The sequence below is a fragment of the Denitromonas ohlonensis genome, assembly GCF_007625205.1.
Taxonomy (GTDB): domain Bacteria; phylum Pseudomonadota; class Gammaproteobacteria; order Burkholderiales; family Rhodocyclaceae; genus Nitrogeniibacter; species Nitrogeniibacter ohlonensis.
In genome coordinates, this window is record NZ_VMNI01000003.1 from 47,230 (window position 1) to 71,646 (window position 24,417).

The 24,417-nt window shown below is 63.1% G+C and carries 25 protein-coding genes; 10 read left to right on the forward strand and 15 right to left on the reverse strand.

The window, feature by feature from the left end; all coding sequences use genetic code 11:
- Window positions 1-98 precede the first annotated feature (98 nt).
- Window positions 99-1,181 (reverse strand): alkene reductase, encoded by a 1,083-nt coding sequence (locus FHP89_RS02630; RefSeq protein WP_144176195.1) that lies wholly within the window; start codon window positions 1,179-1,181, stop codon window positions 99-101.
- A gap of 125 nt (window positions 1,182-1,306) precedes the next feature.
- Between FHP89_RS02630 and FHP89_RS02635 the strand changes: the two genes are divergently transcribed.
- Window positions 1,307-1,651 carry a winged helix-turn-helix transcriptional regulator gene (locus FHP89_RS02635; RefSeq protein WP_144176196.1) on the forward strand — a complete coding sequence of 115 codons (345 nt, stop codon included), beginning with the start codon at window positions 1,307-1,309 and terminating at the stop codon, window positions 1,649-1,651.
- Window positions 1,652-1,724: 73 nt separating this feature from the next.
- On the opposite strand, the gene FHP89_RS02640 is transcribed toward FHP89_RS02635, so the two are convergent.
- The 5 genes from FHP89_RS02640 to nosP form a co-directional block, all read right to left on the reverse strand.
- Window positions 1,725-2,093: a diacylglycerol kinase gene (locus FHP89_RS02640; RefSeq protein WP_144176197.1), complete on the reverse strand. Its 369-nt coding sequence runs from the start codon at window positions 2,091-2,093 to the stop codon at window positions 1,725-1,727.
- The gene (locus FHP89_RS02645) at window positions 2,071-3,270 is read right to left on the reverse strand and encodes a glycosyltransferase (protein WP_144176198.1); all 1,200 of its coding nucleotides are present in this window, start codon (window positions 3,268-3,270) and stop codon (window positions 2,071-2,073) included. The genes FHP89_RS02640 and FHP89_RS02645 overlap by 23 nt, the downstream gene beginning before the upstream one ends.
- On the reverse strand, window positions 3,258-4,049 hold the full coding sequence (locus FHP89_RS02650; RefSeq protein WP_144176199.1) for a UDP-2,3-diacylglucosamine diphosphatase: 792 nt from the start codon (window positions 4,047-4,049) through the stop codon (window positions 3,258-3,260). Before FHP89_RS02650 ends, FHP89_RS02645 begins: the two co-directional genes overlap by 13 nt.
- A 184-nt stretch (window positions 4,050-4,233) precedes the next feature.
- The gene (locus FHP89_RS02655) at window positions 4,234-5,406 is read right to left on the reverse strand and encodes an ATP-binding protein (protein ID WP_260851460.1); all 1,173 of its coding nucleotides are present in this window, start codon (window positions 5,404-5,406) and stop codon (window positions 4,234-4,236) included.
- A gap of 22 nt (window positions 5,407-5,428) precedes the next feature.
- Entirely contained in the window at window positions 5,429-6,589 is a 1,161-nt protein-coding gene (nosP, locus tag FHP89_RS02660) for a nitric oxide-sensing protein NosP (RefSeq protein WP_144176200.1), read from the reverse strand.
- Window positions 6,590-6,832: 243 nt separating this feature from the next.
- Here nosP and FHP89_RS02665 point away from each other — a divergent pair, with 243 nt between their 5' ends.
- Window positions 6,833-7,237 (forward strand): ribonucleotide reductase subunit alpha, encoded by a 405-nt coding sequence (locus FHP89_RS02665; RefSeq protein ID WP_144176201.1) that lies wholly within the window; start codon window positions 6,833-6,835, stop codon window positions 7,235-7,237.
- 48 nt (window positions 7,238-7,285) lie between these two features.
- Here the strand turns inward: FHP89_RS02665 and FHP89_RS02670 are convergent, their stop codons facing one another.
- Both FHP89_RS02670 and FHP89_RS02675 read right to left on the reverse strand, forming a co-directional pair.
- Entirely contained in the window at window positions 7,286-7,864 is a 579-nt protein-coding gene (locus FHP89_RS02670; protein ID WP_186300252.1) for an OsmC family protein, read from the reverse strand.
- 67 nt (window positions 7,865-7,931) lie between these two features.
- Window positions 7,932-8,153 (reverse strand): tautomerase family protein, encoded by a 222-nt coding sequence (locus tag FHP89_RS02675; RefSeq protein WP_144176203.1) that lies wholly within the window; start codon window positions 8,151-8,153, stop codon window positions 7,932-7,934.
- 187 nt (window positions 8,154-8,340) lie between these two features.
- On the opposite strand from FHP89_RS02675, the gene FHP89_RS02680 reads away from it, so the two are divergent.
- The 6 genes from FHP89_RS02680 to FHP89_RS02705 all read left to right on the forward strand — a co-directional run bounded on the left by FHP89_RS02680 (window position 8,341) and on the right by FHP89_RS02705 (window position 13,467).
- Window positions 8,341-9,870: a winged helix-turn-helix domain-containing protein gene (locus FHP89_RS02680; RefSeq protein ID WP_186300253.1), complete on the forward strand. Its 1,530-nt coding sequence runs from the start codon at window positions 8,341-8,343 to the stop codon at window positions 9,868-9,870.
- Window positions 9,871-10,152: 282 nt separating this feature from the next.
- On the forward strand, window positions 10,153-11,079 hold the full coding sequence (locus FHP89_RS02685) for an AraC family transcriptional regulator (RefSeq protein ID WP_222105299.1): 927 nt from the start codon (window positions 10,153-10,155) through the stop codon (window positions 11,077-11,079).
- Between the two features lie 132 nt (window positions 11,080-11,211).
- A complete protein-coding gene (locus tag FHP89_RS02690; RefSeq protein ID WP_144176206.1) occupies window positions 11,212-11,556 on the forward strand; it encodes a hypothetical protein in 345 nt (114 codons plus the stop codon).
- Window positions 11,553-12,419, forward strand: a complete 867-nt coding sequence (locus FHP89_RS02695) for an NAD-dependent epimerase/dehydratase family protein (RefSeq protein WP_144176207.1) — start codon at window positions 11,553-11,555, stop codon at window positions 12,417-12,419. The genes FHP89_RS02690 and FHP89_RS02695 overlap by 4 nt, the downstream gene beginning before the upstream one ends.
- A complete protein-coding gene (locus FHP89_RS02700; RefSeq protein WP_144176208.1) occupies window positions 12,416-12,895 on the forward strand; it encodes a DUF2269 family protein in 480 nt (159 codons plus the stop codon). The genes FHP89_RS02695 and FHP89_RS02700 overlap by 4 nt, the downstream gene beginning before the upstream one ends.
- A complete protein-coding gene (locus tag FHP89_RS02705) occupies window positions 12,892-13,467 on the forward strand; it encodes a DUF4166 domain-containing protein (RefSeq protein WP_144176209.1) in 576 nt (191 codons plus the stop codon). The genes FHP89_RS02700 and FHP89_RS02705 overlap by 4 nt, the downstream gene beginning before the upstream one ends.
- Window positions 13,468-14,026: 559 nt before the next feature.
- Here FHP89_RS02705 and FHP89_RS02710 read toward each other — a convergent pair.
- Entirely contained in the window at window positions 14,027-15,001 is a 975-nt protein-coding gene (locus FHP89_RS02710; protein ID WP_144176210.1) for an AraC family transcriptional regulator, read from the reverse strand.
- A 2-nt stretch (window positions 15,002-15,003) separates the two neighbouring features.
- Complete coding sequence (locus FHP89_RS21325; protein WP_144176211.1) at window positions 15,004-15,534, reverse strand: OsmC family protein; 531 nt, start codon at window positions 15,532-15,534, stop codon at window positions 15,004-15,006.
- A 355-nt stretch (window positions 15,535-15,889) separates the two neighbouring features.
- On the opposite strand from FHP89_RS21325, the gene FHP89_RS02720 reads away from it, so the two are divergent.
- On the forward strand, window positions 15,890-16,465 hold the full coding sequence (locus FHP89_RS02720) for an OsmC family protein (RefSeq protein ID WP_144176212.1): 576 nt from the start codon (window positions 15,890-15,892) through the stop codon (window positions 16,463-16,465).
- A gap of 264 nt (window positions 16,466-16,729) precedes the next feature.
- On the opposite strand, the gene FHP89_RS02725 is transcribed toward FHP89_RS02720, so the two are convergent.
- The 5 genes from FHP89_RS02725 to icmF all read right to left on the reverse strand — a co-directional run bounded on the left by FHP89_RS02725 (window position 16,730) and on the right by icmF (window position 23,163).
- The gene (locus FHP89_RS02725) at window positions 16,730-17,383 is read right to left on the reverse strand and encodes an adenosylcobinamide amidohydrolase (RefSeq protein WP_144176213.1); all 654 of its coding nucleotides are present in this window, start codon (window positions 17,381-17,383) and stop codon (window positions 16,730-16,732) included.
- Between the two features lie 106 nt (window positions 17,384-17,489).
- Window positions 17,490-18,704 (reverse strand): MFS transporter, encoded by a 1,215-nt coding sequence (locus FHP89_RS02730; protein WP_144176214.1) that lies wholly within the window; start codon window positions 18,702-18,704, stop codon window positions 17,490-17,492.
- A gap of 83 nt (window positions 18,705-18,787) precedes the next feature.
- Window positions 18,788-19,351: a hypothetical protein gene (locus FHP89_RS02735; protein ID WP_144176215.1), complete on the reverse strand. Its 564-nt coding sequence runs from the start codon at window positions 19,349-19,351 to the stop codon at window positions 18,788-18,790.
- Between the two features lie 204 nt (window positions 19,352-19,555).
- Window positions 19,556-19,780 carry a hypothetical protein gene (locus FHP89_RS02740; protein WP_144176216.1) on the reverse strand — a complete coding sequence of 75 codons (225 nt, stop codon included), beginning with the start codon at window positions 19,778-19,780 and terminating at the stop codon, window positions 19,556-19,558.
- A gap of 119 nt (window positions 19,781-19,899) precedes the next feature.
- On the reverse strand, window positions 19,900-23,163 hold the full coding sequence (icmF, locus tag FHP89_RS02745; protein ID WP_144176217.1) for a fused isobutyryl-CoA mutase/GTPase IcmF: 3,264 nt from the start codon (window positions 23,161-23,163) through the stop codon (window positions 19,900-19,902).
- 140 nt (window positions 23,164-23,303) lie between these two features.
- On the opposite strand from icmF, the gene FHP89_RS02750 reads away from it, so the two are divergent.
- On the forward strand, window positions 23,304-24,413 hold the full coding sequence (locus FHP89_RS02750; RefSeq protein ID WP_391525254.1) for an AraC family transcriptional regulator: 1,110 nt from the start codon (window positions 23,304-23,306) through the stop codon (window positions 24,411-24,413).
- Window positions 24,414-24,417 lie beyond the last annotated feature (4 nt).

A 24,417-nucleotide genomic window follows, 5' to 3' on the forward strand; every position in this document is an offset into this window, starting at 1 on the left:
ACAGACCACTCAACGGTGCTTCATCGACCGTTGAGCGGCTCTGATCACTGAAACGAACGACGTCGGAGAATGTTCCCACACGCAGCCCGACCCGGTAACTACACCGCCTCGGCCGTCTCCATCGTCGGGTAGTCGATATAGCCCTCGGGGCCCGAGGTGTAGAAGGTCGCCGGATCCGGGGCGTTCAGCTCGGCGCCCGCCGCGATCCGTGCCGGCAGATCCGGGTTGGCCAGGAAGCTGGTGCCGAACGCAACAGCGTCCAGCGTGCCTGCGGCCACCGCGGCGCTTGCCTCATCCGGCGTGTAGCCCATGTTGCCGATGAGCACGCCTTTATAGTGCTCGCGTACCGGCGTCACGACATCGCCGTGTTGCTTGCCGAAGAAGTCGGCGCGCATCAGGTGCAGATAGGCCAGGTCGTAATCGTTCAGGCGCTTGGCCAGCCAGGTGATGAGCGCGACCGGATCGCTGTCGATCATGTCGTTGTAGCTGTTGAGCGGCGACAGGCGCAGGCCGACGCGGTCGCTGCCCCACACGCCGACGACGGCGTCGAGCACTTCGAGCAGCAGACGGGCGCGGTTTTCGATGGGGCCGCCGTAAGTCCCCGTGCGGGCGTTCACGCCATCGCGCAGGAACTGGTCGAGCAGATAGCCGTTGGCGCCGTGCACTTCCACCGCATCAAAACCCGCCGCCTTGGCGTTGCGGGCGGCCTGTGCGAAGCCGGCCACGATGGCCGGAATCTCGTCATCGGCCAGCGCGCGCGGCACGGTGTAGGGCTGCTTGCCCTGCGGGGTGTGCACTTCATCGTTGGCAATCGCCACGGCGCTGGACGACACCGGTTGGCGGCCATCGTTGAGCAGCGGATGCGCGGCACGGCCGGCATGCCAGAGCTGCAGCGCAATGCGGCCGCCGGCGGCGTGCACGGCGTCGGTGACTTTCTTCCAACCGGCAATCTGTGCCTCCGAGTAGATGCCCGGCTCTTTCCAGAACGCCGAGGTGCCTTCCATGGCCATGGTGGCCTCGGCGATGAGCAGGCCGGCGCTGGCGCGCTGGGCGTAGTGCGTGGCCATCAGGGCGCCCGGCACATGCTCGGCCTCGGCGCGGGTGCGGGTCAGCGGCGCCATCAGGATGCGGTTGGGCAACGTCAGTGCGCCAACTTGCAGGGGTGAAAACAACGTGGTCATGGATGGTGTCCTTATTCGAATTCAGTGCAAAAAGACAGCTTGGGCAGAGTGTGGGGGCGCTGGTAACAAATATCAACCAGTGGTATTTTGGTAACCTACTCGCCACAGTGAATCCGGAGCCCCGCATGAATGCCCCCGCCACCGAAGTCGAAACCAAGAAAGCCGGTTGCAATGAACCCTGCCCCATCGAGCGCGGCATGCGCGTGCTTGGCGGGAAGTGGACGGGGTCGGTGTTGTGGCACCTCAAGGACGGGCCGGTGCGCTTCAACGACCTGGCCCGCCAGCTCGGCGGCGCCAGCAAGAAGATGGTGGACCAACGCCTGAAAGAACTCGAGGCGCAAGGCCTGGTGCGCCGCGAGGTGCTCAGCACCCGGCCGATCGCGGTCGCCTACGAGATGACCGACATGGGCCACAGCGCGCTGGGCGTGCTGGAACACCTCAAGGCATGGACCGACGCGCACGGCATCTGATCTGCGCAAAAGAAAGCCCGCCGGGGGCGGGCTGAAGGTGCAGCGGGGGTGTTCTCGTGTGCGATGACGGTGCTCAGCGCAGCAGTACCAGCGCCCAGATGGCAGCGGCGTTCACCAAGGCCACAAACACCGCCGCGCTGCCGATATCCTTGGCACGCTTGGCCAGTGAGTGGCTGTCGAGCGAGACGCGGTCGACGGTGGCCTCCACCGCCGAGTTGAGCAGCTCGACCACCAGCACGAACATCACACTGGCGATCAGCATGGCGCGCTCGATGCCACTTACGTCGAACCACAGGGCGAGCGGAATGAGCACGGCGGCGAGCAGCACTTCCTGACGAAACGCGTCTTCGACACGAAACGCGGTGGCCAGGCCGTTCATTGAATAACCAAAGGCGTTGATCAACCGGCGCAGGCCGGTTTTACCCTTGAACGGGCTTTCCATGCAGATCTCCGGGAACGGTGCAGATATCGGGGGCGGCGAGTTGCCGGTAGAGCGTGGCCAGGCGCGCGGCCATGGCAGTGTCGGACCACTCGGCCGCATGCGCGCGGGCGGCGCTGGCCAGCGTGGTCTTGCGGTCGGGGTCGGCGAGCAGATCAATCAGCGCCTGCGCGAAGGGCTCGGCCTCGGCGGGCGGCGTGCGGGCGGCGGCGCAGTTGGCGACCACGTCGCGCACCCCCATCTCGGCCAGACACACCACCGGCACGCCGGCGGCCATGGCTTCGAGCAGCACCAGGCCCTGGGTTTCGGTCTTGGAGCCGAACACGAAAGCGTCGGCCGCCGCGTAGCAGTCGGGCAACTCATCTTCGCGCGACAAATAGCCGACGAAGGCCACACAGTCGGTCAGCCCACGGCTTTTGACCGCCTCGCGCAGCGGCGCATTGGCCGGCCCGTCGCCGGCCAGCAGGATGCGCGCGTTCGATTGCTTATGCCGCAACTGCTCGGCCACATCGAGCAAAAAATGCAGGTTTTTCTCGAAGGCCAGTCGCCCCACATACAAGGCCAGCGGACGCTCGGCGCTGAAGCCGAACCGCGCCCGGAAGCGCGCGCCGTTGCCCTTGGCGTAGTGCGCCACCGGAATGCCGGTGGGCAGAATATGAATCGGCTGGCGCACGCCGTAGTCGCGCAGGCGCCCGGCCATGGCCGACGAAGGCGCGATCACCGCGTCGACGGCGTTGCACTGCTGGCGCGACAGGCGGCGTGCCAGTGCGCGCAGCGCCGAACGCGGCACCCACGGCGCGTAATGGTGCAGGTAGTCTTCAAACAGGGTGTGGTAGGTCACCACCGTCGGCAGCCCGGTCTTGCGGCGCAGACGGCTGCCCAGATAGTGGGCCAGAAACGGCGTCTGGATGTGGATGGCGTCGTAGTCGGCCAGCGGCAGCGCATCCACCGCGCGGCAGGCGTCGCGCCAGCGCATGATGCGGTCTTCCGGGTCGCCCGGCACCGGCCGGCCGGCAATACGCAGGATGTCGGCCTCGGTCACGGTGTCGCCGCCGTAATCCGGCGCGAGCAGCGTGGACGTCACCCCGTGCGCCGGCAACTGACGGCGGAAGGTTTCGATCGAGGTGGACACCCCGTTGATGCGCGAAAAATACACATCACTCAACATCAGGACACGCATTCGGCATCCTCCTTGTGTGGCAAGAGCTCAGGCGCGGGGCGCGCCATGCTCGCGTCCCAGCGCACCACCCGCAGCGCGCCGCTGTCGTCTTCCACCAGGGCCGAGCACGAATCCACCCAGTCGCCGCAGTTGGCGTACATCGTGCCGTCAAAGTCCTTGATCGTCGGCCAGTGGATGTGCCCGCAGACCACGCCATCGAGCCCGCGGTCGCGCACATGGTGGATGACCGAATCCTCAAAATCGAAGACGAAATCGATCGCCTTCTTGACCTTCTGCTTGGCGTAGCCGGCCAGCGACCAGTAGCCGCTGATGCCCAGCAGGCGCCGCGCCCGCGACAGCCAGATGTTGATCCGCACCAGCGTGTTGTAGGCCATGTCGCCGAGTACCGCGACCCAGCGATGGTGACGCGTCACCTGATCGAAGGCGTCGCCGTGGATAATCAGCAGCTGACGGCCATCGGCCGTGGTGTGAATCGCCTCTTCGCGCAATTCGACACCGCCAAACGCCGTGCCGCAATAGTCGCGCAAGGCCTCGTCGTGGTTGCCGGGGATGAACACCACCTGCGTGCCATGCCGCGCCATGCGCAGCAGTTTTTGCACCACGGTGTTTTGATCTGCCGACCAGTGAATGCTGCGCGACATGGCCCAGAAGTCGATGATGTCGCCGACCAGATACAGGCGTTCGCAAGGGTGGTGACGCAAAAAGTCGAGCAGGCGATCGGCCTGGCAGGCCCGCGTGCCCAGGTGAATATCAGAGAGAAAGACGGTTTTCCAGCGCATTGCTGCGCAGTGTGTTCAGGTGGCGTGTCAGCTTCGTGACAAGCGGATTGCGCTCAGATGACGCGGGCAACAGAGGCGCGGATCAACCCGGGACGTATCGTCTGCGACGGCCCATTCCGGCGAATTCGCCCGACGCATTGCAGGCGTGATGGCCCCGACACTGTCCGCCGCTTCTCGCGACAAGCTAGGCGCATTTACTGTCCGTCGGACACCTACACGGCGGCGAACGATCGTCGTTCACCGGGCGCTGGCGAACGGGCAGACAAAGGCGAAACCGCGCCCCCCGTCCCAAATGACTCTCGACCTCGAGACAACCGCCGTGACGCTTGGCGATGCCATAGGAGACCGACAGGCCAAGCCCGGCCCCCTGGCCGACCGGTTTGGTGGTGAAGAAGGGGTCGAAGATTTTCGTCAGGTGTTCGGCGGCAATGCCGCAGCCGGTATCGGCCACGTCAATCCACACCCACTCGCCGTCTGCCCCCGACGAGAGCGTGATGGTTCCGCCGCCCTCACAGGCTTGGGCCGCATTCATCAACAGGTTCATGAACACCTGGTTGATCTGGCACGGCAGACACTCGACCTCGGGCAGATCGCCAAGCGCCTTGACGATCTGCGCCCGATCCTTGATCTCGCCGCCGACGATGTTGAGCGTACTGTCGAGTCCATGGTGCAAGTCGGCGAACTGCCACCCGTCATCGCCCACCCGCGAAAAATCGCGCATGTCCTGCACGATCCGGTGGACACGCACCGCACCGTCGATCGACTCAGCGATCAAGCTTGCGATGTCTTCGCGCAAATAATCGATATCGATCGCCTGCCGGACGGCCTCGACCTCGGCCAGGGCGGCCGGGTCGAGCTCGCGCCGGGCAGTGTGACGCTCATACACCGCGATCAACCGGAGCATATCCGCCGCATAAGTTTGCAATGTCGACAGATTCGAATTGATGAAGCCGATGGGATTGTTGATCTCATGCGCCAGCCCGGCGGCCAGCTGCCCGATTGAGGCCAATTGCTCCGACTGCAGAAGCTGGTTCTGGGCACTCTCCAGTTTCTGGATCAGGGCGCGCTGCTCGTCCTTCTCCTTTTCCAGAGCCGCCTGCACGCGCTTTCGCTCGTCGATTTCCTGCGCCATCTTCAAGCGCGCCGCCGCCAGGCTCTGGTTGATCTCGCGGTTTTCGACAACGGCCGACTCCAGCTCGGCGGTCTGCGCTCGCACCTGGTTTTCGAGGATCACATTGTTTTGGAACTGCGCAAAATCGGAGCGCTGCCCTCTCGCCTCGCGGTCAATCCGGTCCAACAGCGCCTGGATGATTTTTTGCTGACGGACGACCTCATCCTCCGCGCTGCGTTCAGTCACCACCTTGGGGCCGCCTGCGCTCTCAGACATCCTCCACCTCCAGCGACCGGCCAATCGCTATCCCGGTCAGCGTCTGGTTAACATGCACACCGCCATATTGTTCTCCGTAGGTACTGAAGCCCACGCAGTTGTTGCGAACCAGCAGATCGGCCACGGCATCGCGCTGCTGGCCGGCGTCCATTTCCAGGCGACGCAGAATGCAGTCACAACTGAACACAAAGTCGGGGGGCCCGATCTGCGCCCGGACACTGTCCAGCGCCCGCGACAGATCAGACACCATGTCCTGCCCCCGGGCGACCCGCAAGACCAACCCCTCCTCAATGGCACAGTAAAAGGTGAGACTGCCGTCCGCATTCACTTTCTGAATCGACCGGACATAATCCGTGCCGTCGATCATCACCACCACGGGGTGCGCTGCGAATTGCGCCGGCCCCAGGCTCTCACACGCCACGCCAACCAGCCGTGCATACTCCTGCGCAGCCGGCAGTCCGTTGATTTCATGAACAATGCGACGACTGGCGTCCGCCTCGGTCACCACAAAGCGCTCGTCCTCGGTCGCAAAATGCTGCGTTTTGAATGCCAGGACCGGAAGCTCGGTACCAATCAGCGCAAGTACCGCGCAGTCGGCATGAAACGCCCCTTCGTGATAGACCCACGTGTGACTGAACTCCAGATCGTCCCCCGCCGACCCCCCAATGACCGGAAGACGCCCCAGTGCCGATTGCACCGCATGCGACACCGTCTCCTCTCGAACCGAGAGCCCGTCGATCAGCTGCAATCCAAAACAATGGGCCGGCGCATTGCCGGATGGACTCAGCGCCTTGAGTCGGGCCAACAGCTCATTGGCAAAAAGTTGGCCAGCTGGCATGTCGAACTGCTGCAAACCGTCGAGGCGACCCACCACGGCGCTAAACGCGCTGCGACAAAAGCTCGCCCCCGACAGGCTGTGCCGGCAATACCCAGCGGGCCCGATTTCACCTGCCGTGGTGCAACCGATTACCGTCACCCCATCGAACAGTCGCGCCAACTCATCGGCCAGGGCGTCCAGATCGTACAAGGTGGAACAAAAGAACACGACTAGCGAACAGTCGCGCTGCGCGACCGCATCATGGAACGCCCGCGCCGCCAGGCGAGCATCCTGAAGCAGAGAATGACCGAGTCGAATATTTTGTTGAACTGCCATGTCATGCCCACCAAAGACGCGCAAGGAATGCGTTACTCGATGCCGCCGACCCAGTATCCGCAGCCGCCGGCGGCAAGAATCGCCTCCATGTATCTACGACCGCCGGCCAGCAGACTGTAGGGCGCGTTGAACGCCGCACGACAATGCCGCCGCGACACGCGTGACCGACGCGCCGCCTCCGCCACGGCGTCATCTGACGCGCCAGAACGACGTAAAATGCACGCATTTTCGGGAGGAAGGACAATGGAACTGACGAATTTCGACGATTTCCTGCGCATGGCAGGTCAACAAATCGAGCCACAACGGCTGCTGTTCGTGTTTGCCGCCGCACAGCTCCCCGACGAGCACACCGACGACGAAGCCGAGCGGTTTGCCCAGGGCCAGGGCGGCACCTTGTCGCCCATCATGTATGTCGACAAGGCGCTGCACGAAGTCCCCAGTTTTGAGGCCCTGCTGAATGAATCCCGCCAGATGGGGCGTGAGTGGCAGATCGTGTTTGTCGGCGCACTCGACGGCCACAACGGCGTGATGCTCAGCACCGAGCAGGCCGAGCAGCCGCTGGAGCTGATGGTCAAGCACATCGAGAACGGCGAGGTTCAGCGCTTCCTGGCCTTCGACGCGCAAGGGCAGACGGTCAGCTTCGTCTGAGCCCGCGCACCGACGCGGCCAGCCGGTCGCGTCGGTCGGCAGACACGCTCACAGCACTTCGCTTCGCACCGTAATTTCAGGGCCGTTGCGCATCGTCTGGAGCACCACGCAGCTATGCTCGGCGGCCTTCATCAGCCGCTCGATCACGCCGGGCGCGGGGGTTTCGCTGGGCGACAGGCGGGCGCACAGCGCAATCTTCTGAAAGCCCACCGGCACGGCGCGATCGACGAGCAAGGTGCCGCGCACATCCACCTCGGCGTCGACCTGCACTTCCAGCGCGTCGAACGCGATGCCGAAGCGATTGGCGAGAATGCGCAAGGTGCTGTCGAAGCAGGCCGCAATCGCCGCGCACAGAAGCTCGCCCGGCACCGGGTAGTCGCTCTCGCCGCCCACGGCGGTATGCACGCCGTAGGTCAATTCGATCGGCCGACCGCCCTGCAGGGTGACATGGCCGTACAGCGGCATCGAGGGCGCATGGCTGCGCGAATGGGTCGAGGCGTGGTCGGTAATCCACGCGTCGGCGGGGGTCGTCTGATAGTGCGCCTGCAAGGGCATCTGCCGTGCCGCCATATCAATGGCGGGCGTGGCGGTGCTCGGCGTCTGTAACACGTTGGCGGTCGGTGACATGGTCTGACTCCTTATAAGAATGCATGGGCACGCCGCCGGCATTGCGCCAAGCGTGCCGCCGGGGCGATCAGCTCGCGCCGCTTTGAATGGCTTTCACATCGGCCGCAGTCAGCGCCTGACCGCCAATACCCCAGCTACCACTGGCCACTTCCAGCACGCGGACCCAGGTCACGCCGCGCAGGTTTTCGCCCTCGATGCCGACCATGGTGTCGGTCACTTTGGCGATCATGTCCTTCTTCTGTTCGGGGCTGAAAACCCCTTCAATCACATGAATGTCGACGAGCGGCATGATGGTTCTCCTTGGCTTTTTCGCAGCGGGATCAGCCCCGTTGCGTGATGCCATTCTTGAACCTCGCGCGCACCGGCGCTTGAAGACCGCGTGGGGATTCGCTGAAGATTGCGCACCGACTTTTCGGCCTGCCCGCACGGACGACCTGTTAGAGTCAGTCGCACACCGCCAGAACAGGGGGGCGACCGTGATCTTCCGTTTCGGTGACTTCGAACTCGACACCGGCCTCTTCGAGCTTCGACACGCAGGCAGCGTGCGCAAGCTCGAGCCGCAGGTGTTCAATCTGCTAGCGCTGCTGCTGCGCAAGCACGATCAAGTGGTGAGCAAGGACGACATCCTCGCCGAGCTGTGGCGCGGCCGGGTGGTGTCGGACGCCACGCTATCGACCTGCATCAAGGCCGCGCGACACGCCATTGGCGACGACGGCGACGCCCAGCGCCTGATCCGCACCGTACGCGGCCGCGGCTTCCGCTTCGTCGGCGCGCTCGATCCCGCACCGCTACCGGCCGCCGCTCCGGCAGCATCGCCGCCCAGGCAAACGACCCTCGCCCTGCTGCCCTTCGAGGTCTTCTCCAACGATGCCGATCTCAACTATCTGGCCGATGGCCTCGTCGAGGACCTCACCACCGCCATGGCCCGCATCCCCGCGCTGCTCGTCATCTCGCGTGCCTCCAGCTTCGCCTACAAGGGCAAGCAGCCGACCGCCCAACAAGTGCGTGAAGAACTCGGCGTCGACTACATGGTGGAAGGCAGCGTGCGCCGGGTTGCCGACCAGCTGCGCATCCATGTGCAACTCATCGACACCGCCACCGGCGGCCACCTGTGGGCGCGGCACTTCGACCGCCCCCATACCGGCATCGACGCCGTGCAGGACGAGATCGCCCTCGCCATCGGCCAGGTGCTCGAACCCGCCCTGGTCCGGGTGTCCTACCACCAGGCCCGCGTACACGCCAACGACCGCAACGCGTGGCAGCGCTATCAACAGGCGAGCGGCCTGCTGGCGGTCAAAGGCTGGCACCCCGACACCTTCGCCGAAGCCGTGTCGCTGCTGCGCCAAAGCATTTCAATCGACCCCGCCTACAGCCCCGCCCACGCCTACCTCGCACTCATCCTCGCCCTGGGCCACCGCATCGGCCTGCTGCACGACCGCGACGCCGCACGCACCGAAGGCCTGCGCGCCGCCGACGCCGCGCTGGCGCTGGACGACACCGACTCCACCGTACTCGGCTTTGCCGGCTGCGCACTGGCCGACCTCGGCCAGGCCCCGCGCGCCATGCCCGTGCTCGAAAAAGCCATCGAGCAAGACCCCTCCAACGCCCAAGCCTGGGCCGCCCAAGGCGCCGCCAAAATCGTCAGCGGCGCCTATCAGGCCGGCATTGCGGACCTCCGCCACGGCATCAAGATCAGCCCACTCGACAACCGCCTCGCCGTCTGGGGCAGCTTTCTCGCCGTCGGGCTAATGCTCGATGGCCAACTCGACGAAGCCATCGACACCGCCCGAACCGCCTGCCGCAGAGACCCCCGCAACCACATCCCCCACCTCACCCTCGCCGCCACACTCCTGACCGCCGGCAAGCCGGAAAACGCGCGCACCGAAGTCGCCGAAGCCTACCGACTCCACCCGCAACTGAGCCCCACCGAGATCAAATGCCTGATCGGCAGCCGGGCATCGGCGGCGGTTGCCGGTATGGGCTTTGGCGGGGATGCCAGCAGCTGATCGTCGACGTGCGTTCGCGAGTCGAAACCCCAACCGAGCTCGTTCTTCAGCGGGCAGGAATACTCCTCGCATCCGTGAAGTCAGCGCCCACCTTCGGGAAAAATGCTGACAGAATAGAGGCGGCTTTCGGCACCCGAATAGATCGCTCTCCATTTCGTTCAACAAACTTGCGTTTCTTTTGAAGTGACATCTCTCGCCATCCTCCTCGCTGGTTTCTCGATCTTCAGCGCGATGAGCCTCGCTCTGTCGCATTTCAGCGGCGATCTATACCAGGACCAACCGATGTCCCGCTGGATGGGGCTGATCCTGCTGATGGCGTTGAGCAGTCTGCAGGTCGCACATTTCGCATGGCTGCACCTCGATCAGGAATGGGTCGCCACGCTGGCTTACCGAATGAGCTTGTTTGCCGTGGCGCCGTCTTTCTTCCTGTTCAGCCAGCCATTGCTGAACGCCAAGGCACTGCCATCAATCAGGCCCGCGCTTTTCAGCCACGCACTGCCAATTGTGATTTCGCCCTTCCTGCCTGAAGGCTTGGCGTTGCCGCTGGCGTTCATCGTTGGCGCCGGCTACTTGCTTTGGCTGGCGCGCAGCCTCTACGCCTTGCGGCAAGAGCGGGCAAACTTCCACCGGGAAATGATGCTGCTAGGTGGTGTATTCGGCATCGCCGTCGGCGTCTCGGCGCTCGGACTGGCCCAGGCGTCGCTCCCGGGCAAATTGTTTTTCAGCCTGTATTCCGTGTCGATCGGAACTGCCTTTTTTCTGGCGCAAACCACGCTCGGCCTCCGGCCAAGACTGTCGACCGAAATCCGGGAGGCGGTGCAGACCGCCTATTCCAACTCGACGCTGAACAACGTGGATTGCGATACGGTCCTGTCGGCGTTGGACAGGCTCATGGTGACCGACCGAACCTATGTCGATCCGAACCTCAGCCTTCCCGGCTTGGCCGAGCGTCTCGGGCTCAGCAACCATCAGTTGTCGGAGCTGATCAACGCCCGGTTGGGAAAAAGCTTCTCCCGCTACCTGCGAGAGCTGCGCATTGAAGCCGCCAAGATCATGCTGTGTGATGAACCGTCGGCTTCCGTGCTGTCTGTTGGACTCAGCGTGGGATTTACCTCGCAGTCGAATTTCTACGAAGCATTCCGCGAGATCGAGGGCATGGCCCCCGGCCAGTTCCGCAAGCTTCGCGCTCGGAGCGGCCCGGCTCAATAGCGTTTGTGGGTTTTCCAAAGCTCCGAAATGATCATTCCGGAACCGAAAACTGTTCCATTCCGATAAGAACGGAAGAACCCGGAATGGCTGATCGCCAAACTGCAGGCTCCAGCAACCCATCAGGAGCCCGTCATGAACACCTACGTTCTACTGCTTGCCGAGGTGCTCATCAGTATCGCCATGAGCCTCGCAGTGCTTCATGTGTTGTCTCGCCCCTTGTTGAATGTCCTCGGCCGAGTCTGCCCGGACGAACAGGCCGCGTCCTTCTGGATGAGCTACACGCAGGTGATGTTGATGATCGCCCCGCTGCTGCTCGTCCTGGTGGTCGATATGTTCTCGCACTTCAGCAGCCCGATAGATAGCGTGCGCCTCGCCTTGATGGCGGCGTTTGCCGGCCTGCTGATCGGCCTGCACTCGATCGGAAAACGCCTGGGCCAGTTCGTTCGCGTGCCAGAGCAACCGGGACACACATCATGAATATCCTCATCACCGGGGTGAGCGGCTTCATCGGCCGCACGCTCGCGACCGCGTTGAGCGCGGCGGGGCACCAGATCAAGCCCGTGTGCCGCAGCGAGGGCGTCGACTTCAAGCAGATGCTGTCTGTCGAGCATTGGCTCCCACGCCTCAAAGACGTGGATGCCGTCATCAACTGCGTCGGCATCATCGGGGAACGCGGCACTCAGCGTTTTGCCGTCCTGCACACGCAAGCGCCGTCGGCGTTGTTCCACGCTTGCGCCCAAGCCGGCGTCCGGCGGGTATTGCAGATATCCGCGCTGGGCGCCGACGAGAGCGCTTTTTCTGCCTACCACCTGAGCAAGCGATCTGCCGACGACTGCCTACGCAGCCTCGATCTCGATTGGTTCGTGCTGCGCCCTTCCTTGATCTACGGGCCCGGCGGCAAAAGCGCGGAACTGTTCATGCGTTTGGCGACGCTGCCCTGGATACCGGTCATCGGCGACGGGCAGCAAGCACTGCAGCCGGTTCATATCAGCGATGTCGTGCTGACCGTCATGAAGAGCCTCACATCGCCCGAGGCAAAACAGACGCTGGACATCGTGGGGCCCGACACCATCGCGTTCGCCGAGTGGCTGCAAACGATGCGCGCAGCACACGGACTCTCCCGCACCCGGATTGCCCACATCCCGCTCTGGATAGCGATGGCCGCAGCCTACGTGGGGCGTTACTTCAACCCGATGCTGCAACCGGAGAACCTGCGCATGCTGCAGCGCGGGTACTGGGCTGACTTCACCCCCTTGGCACGGTTTCTCGGACGCCTGCCGCACACCGCGACGGCCGCGCTGTTCTTCTCCCAATCCGAACCCACAAGGAGGGCGTCATGACCTACGCCACGCTCAAAACGCTGCACATCCTCAGCATGGTGCTGCTCTTTGGTACCGGGCTTGGCAGTGCGTTCTACAAGTGGATGGCCGACCGTGGCGGCAATATTGCCCATATCGCCATCACCAACCGTCATGTTGTGCTCGCCGATTGGATCTTCACCACGCCAACCGTCATCTGGCAGCCCGTCAGTGGGCTGTGGATGGTTTACCTGCTCGACATTCCCCTGACAACGCCATGGATCGCGGCCAGTTTCTCGCTTTTTTTCCTGGCCGGCGCATGTTGGCTCCCCGTCGTATGGCTGCAGATTCGCATGCAAAAGATCGCGGCAAACGCCCTTGCCAACGGGTCGAGCTTACCGCCGCTCTACTGGCGAATGGCGCGTTGGTGGTTCTGGCTGGGCGTACCCGCCTTTACGGCGATGGTTGCAGTGGTCGCGCTGATGGTCTTCAAACACATTCCGGGAACTGGATCATGAAAAGCCTGATGCAACTGGCGCTCGGCGCCGACTGGGACAAGCTGCCGCCCGCCCTGCAGGCACACTACCGGTTCGGCACGACGACCGACACCGGCGAAATGGACATTGAATATCCGCGGTTCATGCAGCCGCTTCTCAGTGTGCTGAGAGTATTCGGCGCGCTGGTCGATCGCAGCGGGCGGCAAGTCTCAACCGTAGTTGAAAAGCACGTGGTCGGCGATCGGCAGCATTGGCGGCGGACAATCACCTACCCAAACGGGAAGGTCATCCGTTTCGATAGCTTCTGGGTGTCGGCCGTTCATGGCCAAGTGATCGAGTTCGTCAATCCTGTGCTCGGTCTGCAGATGGCGCCGTTCGTGACGGAGAACCGGCTCCACTATCGCGGCGTTCGGTTCGTCGCAAAATTGGGGCCGATCCTTCTTCCGATTCCGGAATGGATGGTGCTGGGCCACACGACAATCGTCGAGGAAGCGGTGGATGAAAAGCATTTCGCAATGGACTTCCGCCTCACCCACCCTTTGTTCGGGCAGGTTTTCCGCTATTCCGGGAAATTCGAGGCCGCATCGAAGTAGCCAGCGCAGTCCGGCCGGGGCCCGCAGGGGGCCTCCGAAGTTCATCGATTGATCGGCCGCCGGACATCAGCCGCCCTTACTGGCTTGGGCTTTAGCCGAGACGCTAACCGCTGACCTGCCGTCGGCGTACGCCCATCCCAAGGACACACTATCTTCGACAGACGGCAGCCATCTGCCAGGAACCGCCGGATGAAGCCAGCAGCGCAATAGGCAGCAATGCAGCGCAAGGCGACATTGGATTTCCAAATTGCGCGCCAACAACCCGACATTCACCTCAGTCACTACCCATCGGCAAGGTGTGGTCGAGTGCGACGACCACGGCACCCGTTTCGACCAGACAGGAGTGCGCTCAGTTTGAAGCATTTTGGCGACAGAAAAATTTTCACTTGAGAGATTTCATGAAGCCGTCTCTCATTTGAAGACATTCCATTCGCAATGACATGCCTGGCGGGGAATTTAGAGGCAAGAACACGGCGTTTGCAGTCCATCACCGAAGACTGAATCCCGGGGCACTGCTCAATCCGCGGCAGTTGAAACGACCACGGCAGAACTTTGCCTGTCAGTTTTCCTGAATTTTTTTTTCGACCTGACTACGACGCCACTTCGCCGGCGGTACGCCATATTCTCGACTGAAGGCGCGGCTAAATGCGGTATCAGTTTGGTACCCTACTTCCTCGGCAATCCGGATCAGTGGCGCGCTGCTACCTGCTAGAAGGTTGGCAGCCATAAGCATCCGCCACTGTGTCAAATACTGCATCGGTGCGATGCCGACAATCAGCTGAAACCTTTCAGCAAGCACCGATCGCGATGTCCCTACCTGGCTCGCCAGATCCTCGAGAGTCCATGCATGTGCGGGGCTCTTGTGCAGCGCGCCCAATGCCGCTCCAACGATGCGATCACTCAAACCGGCCAGCCAGCCTGTGGTTCCAAGCGTCGGCTCGTTCATGTAGATACGCAGAACTTCAATGAAAAACACTTCGGATAATTTGGCCAAAACGCCCATACCACCCGGGCGTGGCGACCGGGCCTCACTCAGTGCATAACGCAATGATGATTCCAGCCAAACGCCGGCATTTGAGCCGCGAACATGGACTTTGACGATGGAAGGCAAGCCTGCCATGAGCATGCGGGCCAGACGCGCATCGCAAGCCATATACCCGCACACCAGGCGCGTCACTGCGCCGCCCCCACCGTAGCTCAATTTACGAGGACGCCTTGACAACACAACGTCTAATTTCGCGCCGGTGGCTGCAGGTACACCTGGCGCGGAGGCCATGCGATGCGCATCGCCTTGAGGAAAAACCACCGCATCACCAGCAACGAGGTGCACAGGTGGCTGCCCAGCCATCTCTACATAGCATTCTCCTTCGGTAATCATGTGGAAAATTACCACTCGCTCGGCACCAGGCTCTAGCAATGGCGCGGCATAGTCAGCATGCGGAGACTGATAGCACCAAGGTGCTGTGAATCGTCCGTTGATAAAGATAGCGCCCATCAGACGCACAACTCTCAAAGTTTCAGACAGGGCATCCATTGTCACGACGCGACGGTGACATGCAGGGAAAACGGCGTTGCTGTCAGGAGTGCACTCGGGACGGGGGAGTGACTAAGGCAACTCTCAACCAAAGTTTTCAAGGCCGCCGGAGTTGATCCGTTCGCAGCGACTGTGACACGCAACTCAACATCGAAGGGGCCTGCATAAACCGGCGCTCCATTGGACTCAGACATTCCAAGAAGACCTCTAGCATCTGAGCGGCTGCCGACATCGACCTCAATATTCGTAAGTATGATTCCTTCACATGCGGCGGCCATCACGATTGAAGTTGTCGCACATGACGCAATACCGGCACGAAACAACCAGCCCGGCGAAACCTGGTCGCCGCTACCACCGAGTTCCGCCGGCATGTCAGTTGCCACCTCCATGCCATTGGCGTTTCGGATAAGCACCCTTGTTCCGGATACCCATCTGGCGCTTGCCGGAGCATCGTCGCTAATACCAACCTTGGGGCGTCGCTGAAAAGCAGCCTTCGCGCGGCATATCGCTGCCTCAATGTCTTGAAGTACCATTTTCTGACCCCTTGGTTGGTTTCAATAGATGACATTCTGGGCGCTTTGAGCAGCTTCCAGCAATGCCTAGCGCTGACCAGAACTGCACGCAGGATGATCAAACAGTAAATCCGGACGTTGAGGCAACGGTCGCGAGGATTCATTACCAATTCAGGACGGTCAGTCAATTCGTCGCGACGCCTAGACAGGACGAGTCGTCATTCATTGAGGCACCGTCTAAACGTTACAACTCGGGAGATATCACCGTGCAAATTTCAACTCATTTCAATGCCGTTGAGCAGATGCAAGCATCTGCATGGGCAAGCGGCGTCGTCCCCAGTGAATACATTGAGATAGTGCTCACAGGGACTAAACCGTGAAAACAATCGTCCAAAATGCCCAGGAGCCGCTGCGCAAACAGTTCAAGGAGGCACCGGCTTTGGCCATGGTGACCGACCACGCGCGCACTTGTGGCACTAATCCCGCAGATCCTTTCCACACCTTGGTGGAACCTATGGATGGATGCGGCGTTTGCGTTCCTATTGGTGTTCATCGAGCCGTCGGTGGCCTGCATGATGCCCCCACACCCGGTGACATGCTGTGCGCTGCGCTGGCGGCGTGTCAGGACTCCGCTGTCAGAATGGTGGCCAATCGTTTAGGGATCGAAATCATCCACCTGGAAGTTCGTGTGACTGCGCAAGTCGATGTGCGAGGCGCCTTGGGCATGGACACGGCTGTGCCGGTGGGCTTTCAGTCCATGACTTGTGACATCCATCTGAGTGTGCAGGAGAGCACGCCCCCCAAGTTGCTAGATGCCCTGCATGCGGCGGCCCAAAGGTGCTGCGTGGTGCAGCAAACCCTGCACCAACCGCCGCCGGTGACGACCCGGTTTAGAACCTTTTCACCTAGCGCCGTTGAAAGCAATGAAACCTCAGTTGCATCGAAGCAATAGTTTCAATATCAGGTTTGATATTTCAGTGCTGAACGTTGGGCTTTGCTGCGCTCAACCCAACCTACATGGAGCCGTGGCGCACTTGCGACGGACGGCTCGGCGTCGATAGCGGTCCGTCACGCCCTTTCCCCGATTACCCACCATTCACACCTTGAACACGATGGTGAGCGTGAGTGATGCCAGACCAACGTCCGCCATGCGTGTATCGGCAGCCACAAGCACTACCGGGCGAGTGGCGAGCTACTGCGATGCCTCGTGGAGGCATCACTCCGCCAGTAACGCGTCCCGAACGACTTGTCGCACGGCTTTCGCAATCAACCAGCCAGGAATCGTGGCGGGCCCGGCGTAGGGCTGGGAGGCGCCGCGCCCGGTGGTTGCGACTGTCACGGTGTCGGTCGAGGTGCCGGTGGCGAGTGCGCCGTCGGAGGTGCGGATGGCCATCTCGGTGAGTGTGGCGGTCTTGGCTTCGGTGGCGGTGATGATGGCGTTCACCATGGCGGCTCGGGTGAATGCGGCGTCGACCAGCACGATGAGGTTGATGGTGCCGGGCGTGGCTTTGTACGGCGCTGAGATGCCGGCGCTGGTGGCATTGCCGATGCCGGCGGTGGCGAGCACACCGACGCGCACGCCGTTGTCTTCGACGAGGGCGAGTCGTGCCTTGTGTAGCGGCACCGCAGTGAGCAGGCCGATGAAGGGGCCGCTGATGTCGCACTGGCTGGCGATGCGTTCAAGGTCTGACGCCGGGTCATCGGAGCCGTAGTCGACGGGCACATTCGCGTTGAGGATATGGCGTACCCGGCGAAATCCGCTGCCATGGAAAGACGACGAGAGTGTTGTCAGCAGCGCCTCGCTTTCGACGTGAATCGCGCCAGAACGGTGTTTGATGCGGATGCCGGGAATCGGGGTTTCGATACGCATGGGCGGGAGTTTAGTGCATGCGGCTTGCCCAAGACTCGGTCTTCCACTATTGCAGGCTACGCGTTGGGCTTCGCTGCGCTCAACCCAACCTACACGCCGGTCACGCTCAGACCGTACGCTGCCCCACCCCAAGCGCCGCGACCACGGCGATCATCAGCACCACCGCCGCGCCGGCCAGGGTCGCGCCGTACCAGCCCTGATCCATGAAGGCGCCGAAGAGCACTGGCGAGATGGCGAAGCCGACGTCGAGGCCGGAATACACCGTGCCGTAGACACGGCCGGTGGCGCCTTTGGGGGCGGCTTTCTTGATCATCATGTCGCGGCTGGGGCCGCCGATGCCGACGGCGAAGCCGGTGGCGGCGAGCAGGGCCATGGTGCCTTGGCCGCCGAGCCAGCCGGTGGCGCAAACCAGTAGCAGCACGGCGCCGGCGGTCATGGCCCAGGCGACCACCCGGTCGCTGTGGCGGGTCTGGCCGGCGATGAAACCACCGACCAGCATGCCAAAGGCGCCGCACAGCATGTAGGCGCTGATGGTGAGTGTGGCGGCTTCGACGCTGACGCCGTGCACCGCTTCGAGAATGGAGGGCGCGAAGCTTTGCACCACGGCCAGCGTCATGGTGGAGAGCAAAAAGAAGGCGAAGCACCACCAGATGACCGGCAGCTTGAGGTAGTCGAGATCAGAACCTTTGGGGGCGTCGGGGTGGCGCACGGCCACCTCTGTGCGCAGTTTGTCGCGCTGCCAGAACAACACCGCCAACACCAGCGCGTACAGCGCGGCGGCGCACAGATAGGCGGTGCGCCAGTCGGCCAGCGCGGTGATGCCGACCAGAAAGGCCGGCGCCAGCGCCCAGCCGAGGTTGCCGGTCAGGCCGTGGGCGCTGAAGGCATGACCGAGCCGGCCGGTCGATACCTTCTGGTTGAGGATGGTGAAGTCGGCCGGATGAAACGGCGCGTTGCCCAGGCCGGCGAGCACGGCCACCAGCATCAAGCCGGTGTAACCCGTCGCCTGACTCGCCACCAGCGCCGCCACCAGAAACAGCGAGATCGCGGCGAACAGCACAGGTCGGGCGCCGAAGCGGTCGACCACGAAACCCGCCAGCGCCTGCCCGGTGCCCGAGACGACGAAGAACAGGCTCATCAGCAGGCCAACATCCGAGAAGCTCAGGCCGAACTCGCGGATGAACACCGGAAACAAGGGGGCGAGCAGCAGGTGCGAGAAGTGCGAGATGCCATGCGCCAGACCAACGAGGCCGATCACGGCGGCGTCCTGCTTCAGTGAGGGAATGGGCGCGACGGCCGCATCGAGCGTGGTGGTGTTCATGGGGCGATAGTACGTTCGATGCGCCAGGCACGCACAGTGCGAGGGCAAAAAGCATCGCGCCGGCCAGCCGAACGGCAGTGGCGCTACTGAATCGTCAGCCTTCCGAACCAGCGCGCACCGGGCGCGACATCGCTGCGCTCATGTGGCCCGTAGGGCGGCAGCGCGGGGTCGGCTGGCGGCGCGCCGATCAGGTTGAGGTCGATGGCCTGGGGCGTGCCGACCAGCCCCGCATCGGTGCGCTGCAGGCGGTAGTACACGCCGTTCCAGAGTTTGGCGCCGAACTCGTTGGGCAGTTTGTAGAAGAACATCAGCGCATGCTCGAGCCAGGCCAGATCGTCGGTGGTGACGCTGGCGGGGTTGGCATGGGGATACGGCACGTGGCAGAACACTTCGTCTGGCGTTTCGAGGCACTTGAACTCTTTCATCGACAGAAAGAAGTCGGTGAAGCGCGCATGATCCATATGCACGGCCACGCCAATGCGCTCGCCTTGTGGCGTGAAAGTGACCGTGCCGATGGGGATGGGTTGCCCGTCGCGTGCGTGCAGCACGATGCTGCGGGTGCCGCTCAGTTCCCACGCGGATGCGCTGCCGGCAAACAGTGCGCCGGCGAGCAGCGTTGCGGTGATCCATGGCTTGATCGGGCGCATGACGACTCCTTGGTGTGGCGCCATGGCCGATGGCGATGATGCTGCCAGACGCGTTGGAGGAGCATCCCCACGCGGCCGCCTGCGGTCAATCGAGATTTTCTGGATTTGCACGGCGGGCGACGTCCTGGCCGATACGCGACGATTCAGGTCGCGCGGGCACCCGATAAAAGAAACCGAGGCGCACGGCCTCGGTTTCTGGCGCTATCAAAGCGACGATGGCGCTCGGTATCGATGCATCTTGGTCGGGTTGTGTCGCATCAGGATCTCGGTGACTTCACGCTCAGTCGCATTGGGCGTGATGACCTTGACCTGCATTTGCTCGGTGACCAGGTACACGTTTTCGCGTGGAATGCCGATGGACACCAGATCGTCGAGCACGTTCTCCATCGCATCCTTGGAGCTGAAGTCGCCGGTTACGGTTTTGGTCATGACGTTCTCCTCGGTCGGTTGAAACGGCGCTACCGACGGCCGGCGGGCATCTGCCCGCCCGACCGTTCAATAACACTGACCGCGGCATGTTGCGAAAATTCCGCCACCGCAACAATGACTTACATGCTGCGACGGTACTGGCCACCCACTTCGTACAGCGTGGTGGTGATCTGACCCAGCGAGCAGTAACGCACGGCATCAACCAGCACTTCGAAGACGTTGCCGTTGTCGATCACGGTCTGGCGCAGCTTGGCGAGCCACTTGTCGCACTCGGCCTTGTTGCGGCCCTGGAAGTCAGCCAGGCGGGTGAGCTGGCCCTGCTTTTCTTCCTCGGTGGAGCGCGCCAGTTCGATTTCGGGCTGGGCAGAGCCTTTCGGGTTGAGGAAGGTGTTCACGCCGATGATCGGGTAGGAGCCGTCGTGCTTCTTGTGCTCGTAGTAGAGCGACTCTTCCTGGATCTTGCCGCGCTGGTAGCCGGTCTCCATGGCGCCGAGCACGCCGCCGCGCTCGCTGATGGCTTCGAACTCGCGCAGCACGGCTTCTTCGACGAGGTCAGTCAGTTCGTCGATGATGAAGGCGCCCTGGTTGGGGTTTTCGTTGTTGGCCAGGCCCCACTCGCGGTTGATGACCAGCTGGATCGCCATGGCGCGACGCACGGATTCTTCGGTCGGCGTGGTGATAGCTTCATCGTAGGCGTTGGTGTGCAGCGAGTTGCAGTTGTCGTAGATGGCAATCAGCGCCTGCAGCGTGGTGCGGATGTCGTTGAAGTCCATCTCCTGCGCATGCAGCGAACGGCCGGAGGTCTGGATGTGGTACTTGAGCTTCTGGCTGCGCTCGTTGGCGCCGTACTTGTTCTTCATCGCCACGGCCCAGATGCGGCGGGCGACGCGACCGATCACGGTGTATTCCGGGTCCATGCCATTGCTGAAGAAGAAGCTCAGGTTGGGCGCGAAATCGTCGATGTGCATGCCGCGCGCGAGATACGACTCCACGTAGGTAAAGCCGTTCGACAGCGTGAAGGCGAGCTGGCTGATCGGGTTCGCGCCGGCTTCGGCAATGTGATAGCCGGAGATCGACACCGAGTAGAAGTTCTGCACCTTGTGGTGCACAAAGTACTCCTGGATGTCGCCCATCATCTTGAGCGCGAATTCGGTACTGAAGATGCAGGTGTTCTGCCCCTGGTCTTCCTTCAGGATGTCGGCCTGCACCGTGCCGCGCACGGTCGACAGCGTCCAGGCCTTGATCTTGGCATGCTCGTCTTCGGTCGGATCGCGGCCGTTGTCGGCCTTAAACTTGGCCACCTGCTGGTCGAGCGCGGTGTTGAAGTAGAAGGCCAGGATGAAGGGCGCCGGGCCGTTGATGGTCATCGACACTGAGGTGGTCGGCGCGCACAGGTCAAAGCCGTCGTAGAGCACCTTCATGTCGTCGAGCGTGGCGATGGAGACGCCCGAGTTGCCGATCTTGCCGTAGATGTCGGGACGCGGGTCGGGGTCGCAGCCATACAGCGTGACCGAGTCGAAGGCGGTCGACAGACGGTGCGCCGGCATGCCTTCGGAGACGCGCTTGAAGCGGCGGTTGGTACGGAAGGCGTCGCCCTCGCCCGCGAACATGCGGGTGGGGTCTTCGCCCTCGCGCTTGAAGGCGAACACGCCCGCGGTGTAGGGGAAGGAGCCGGGGACGTTTTCCTTCATCAGGAAGCGCAGCGTCTCGCCTTCGTCTTCAAAATTGGGCAGCGACACCTTGCGGATCTTGGTGCCCGACAGCGACTTGCGGGTCAGCTGGGTGCGGATCTCCTTGTCGCGGATCTTCACCACGTACTCATCTTCAGCGTACAGCGCCTTCTCGGTGGGCCACTGCTCGAGCAGCTTGCGCGCCGTCGGGGTAAGCTCGCCGTCCTTCCAGTTGATCATCTCGTCAAAATGCGCGGCCGGCTTGCCGCACTGCTCGAACAGCGCCTTGGCGGTGCGCAGCGACTGACGCTCGCGCGCCACGCGCACTTGCTGGCCGGTGTGCTTGTGATAGTCACGCACCGACTCGGCGATCTCGGCCAGGTAGCGGATGCGCTCGGCCGGCACAATGGCGCGGCCTTTGGAAGACGAGCGCACGCTCACCACCGGCAGCTTGCCCGGCTTGGCCTTGAGGCCGGCTTCGATCAAGCTCGGCAGAATCGCCTGATACAGCGCGGTCACGCCGTCGTCGTTGAAGCGCGCGGCCATGGTGCCGAACACCGGCATCTGCTCGGTCGGCGTGCTGAAGGCTTCGCGGTTGCGCTGGTATTGCTTGCGCACATCGCGCAGCGCGTCGTCAGCGCCCTTGCGGTCGAATTTGTTGATGGCGACGAAGTCGGCGAAGTCGAGCATGTCGATTTTTTCGAGCTGGCTGGCGGCGCCGAATTCGGGCGTCATCACATACAGCGACTTGTCGACAAAGGGCACGATGGCCGCGTCGCCCTGGCCGATGCCGGAGGTCTCGACCACCACCAGATCGAAGCCCGCCAGCTTGCACGCGGCGATCACTTCGGGCAGCGCGGCGGAGACTTCGGCGCCGGTGTCGCGGGTGGCCAGCGAGCGCATGAAGATGTTCTCGTGCTCGATGGCGTTCATGCGGATGCGGTCGCCCAGCAGCGCGCCGCCGGTGCGCTTGCGCGAGGGGTCGATGGAGATGACGGCCAGCTTGAGCTTGTCTTCCTGGTCGAGGCGGAAGCGACGCACCAGTTCGTCGGTGAGCGAGCTCTTGCCCGCGCCGCCGGTGCCGGTAATGCCCAGCGCCGGCACGGTCAGCTTGGCGGCGGCGTCGATCAGGGCTTTTTTGGTGGCGGCGTCATACGCGCCGTTTTCGAGCGCGGTGATGATCTGTGCCAGCGCGCGCAGGTCGCCCGCCTTGAGCTGCTTGAGCATGTCCTTGGCGGCCGGTGCGAGCGGGGCCAGATCGTAGTCGGAGGTCTTGACCACGTCGTTGATCATGCCCTGCAGGCCGATCGTGGCGCCGTCTTCGGGCGAGTAGATGCGGGTCACGCCGTAGTCGTGCAGCTCCTTGATCTCGCTCGGCACGATCACGCCGCCGCCGCCGCCAAACACCTTGATGTTCTCGCCGCCGTTGGCCTTGAGCAGGTCGATCATGTACTTGAAGAACTCGACATGGCCGCCCTGGTACGAGGTGATGGCGATACCCTGCACGTCTTCCTGGAGCGCGGCATTGACGATCTCGCCGACCGAGCGGTTGTGGCCCAGATGGATCACCTCGGCGCCGGAAGATTGCATAATCCGCCGCATGATGTTGATTGAGGCATCATGACCGTCGAACAGGGACGCGGCGGTCACGAACCGCACTTTGTTCTTGGGCTTGTAGGGCTTCAGCTTCTTGGCGACGCTCAGATCAGTCATGTGTCTCTCCCGGGGTCTGGTTATCTGTCTCATGGTAGAGGGCGGGCGGGCACAATGCCATTGCCCCCGGTGACGCATATCGTGCAAAATCGGCCAACATTCTGCGTCGCTTGTCAGCAACGGCACACCGGGAGATTGCCATGCCCCGACCTGCAAAGTCCGCCGCCTCGCCCGGCACCGCCGGCCGGCCGCGCCGCCCGCGCGCCACGGTCGCCCCCGGCTTCGTCACCGGCATGCTCGCCGGGCTGGAGCGGCTAGGCCGCGACCCCGCGCCCTTGCTGGCCGATGCCGGCATCGATCTGGACAACCCGACGCTGCGCATCGAGGTCGACCGCTATGCCGCGCTGTACAACCGCATCATTGCCGAACTGGGCGACGAGGGCTTTGGCCTGTTCTCGCAACCGGTGCGCCCCGGCAGCTTCGAGTTCCTGTGCCGCAGCATGCTCGGCGCCACCACGCTGGCCGACGCACTGGAGCGCGCGGGCCGCTTTCTGCATCTGGTGCTGCCCGACCTGAACATCACCATCCACCGCCGCGGCGACATGGCGCAGCTGCGCATCGTCGAAACCCGCCCCCTCGGCCCCCGCGACGACCCGGCCCGCGTATTTGCCTTCGAGTGGCTGCTGCGCCTGCTCCACAGCGTCGCCTGCTGGCTGGTGGGGCGCGGGCTGGCGCTGGAGGCGGTGCGCTTTCCCTACGCCCGCCCGGCCCATGCCGACGACTACGCGCTGGTGTATACCGAGCATTCGTCGTTTGAAGCGCCCGACCTCGAAGCCAGCCTGCGCGCCAATCTGCTTGACCTGCCCATCCGCCGCGACGAAGCGGCGCTGGCCGTGTTCCTGGACGGCGCCCCCGGCAAGATCAGCATGCTCTACCGCCGCGACCGCGAGCTGGTGTTCCGGGTGCGCGATCTGCTGCGCGACGCCCTGCCCGCCGCCCTCACCGTGACCGAAGCGGCGGCTAGTCTGCATATGTCGACCCGCACCCTGCACCGCCGGCTCGAAGAAGAAGGCTCGGGCTTTCGCTTGATCAAGGACGCCTTCCGGCGCGACATCGCGCTCTCGCGCCTGACCAAGACCCGCCAGCGCATCGCCGACATCGCCGCCGATCTCGGCTACGCCGACACCTCCGCCTTCTACCGCGCCTTTGTCGCCTGGACCGGCCTCGCCCCCGACCGCTTCCGCCGTCAGGTACAAATGCACACGGGTGAAGACGCGGCGCCCTTCCCGCCCGACACGGCCACGCACTAGAATG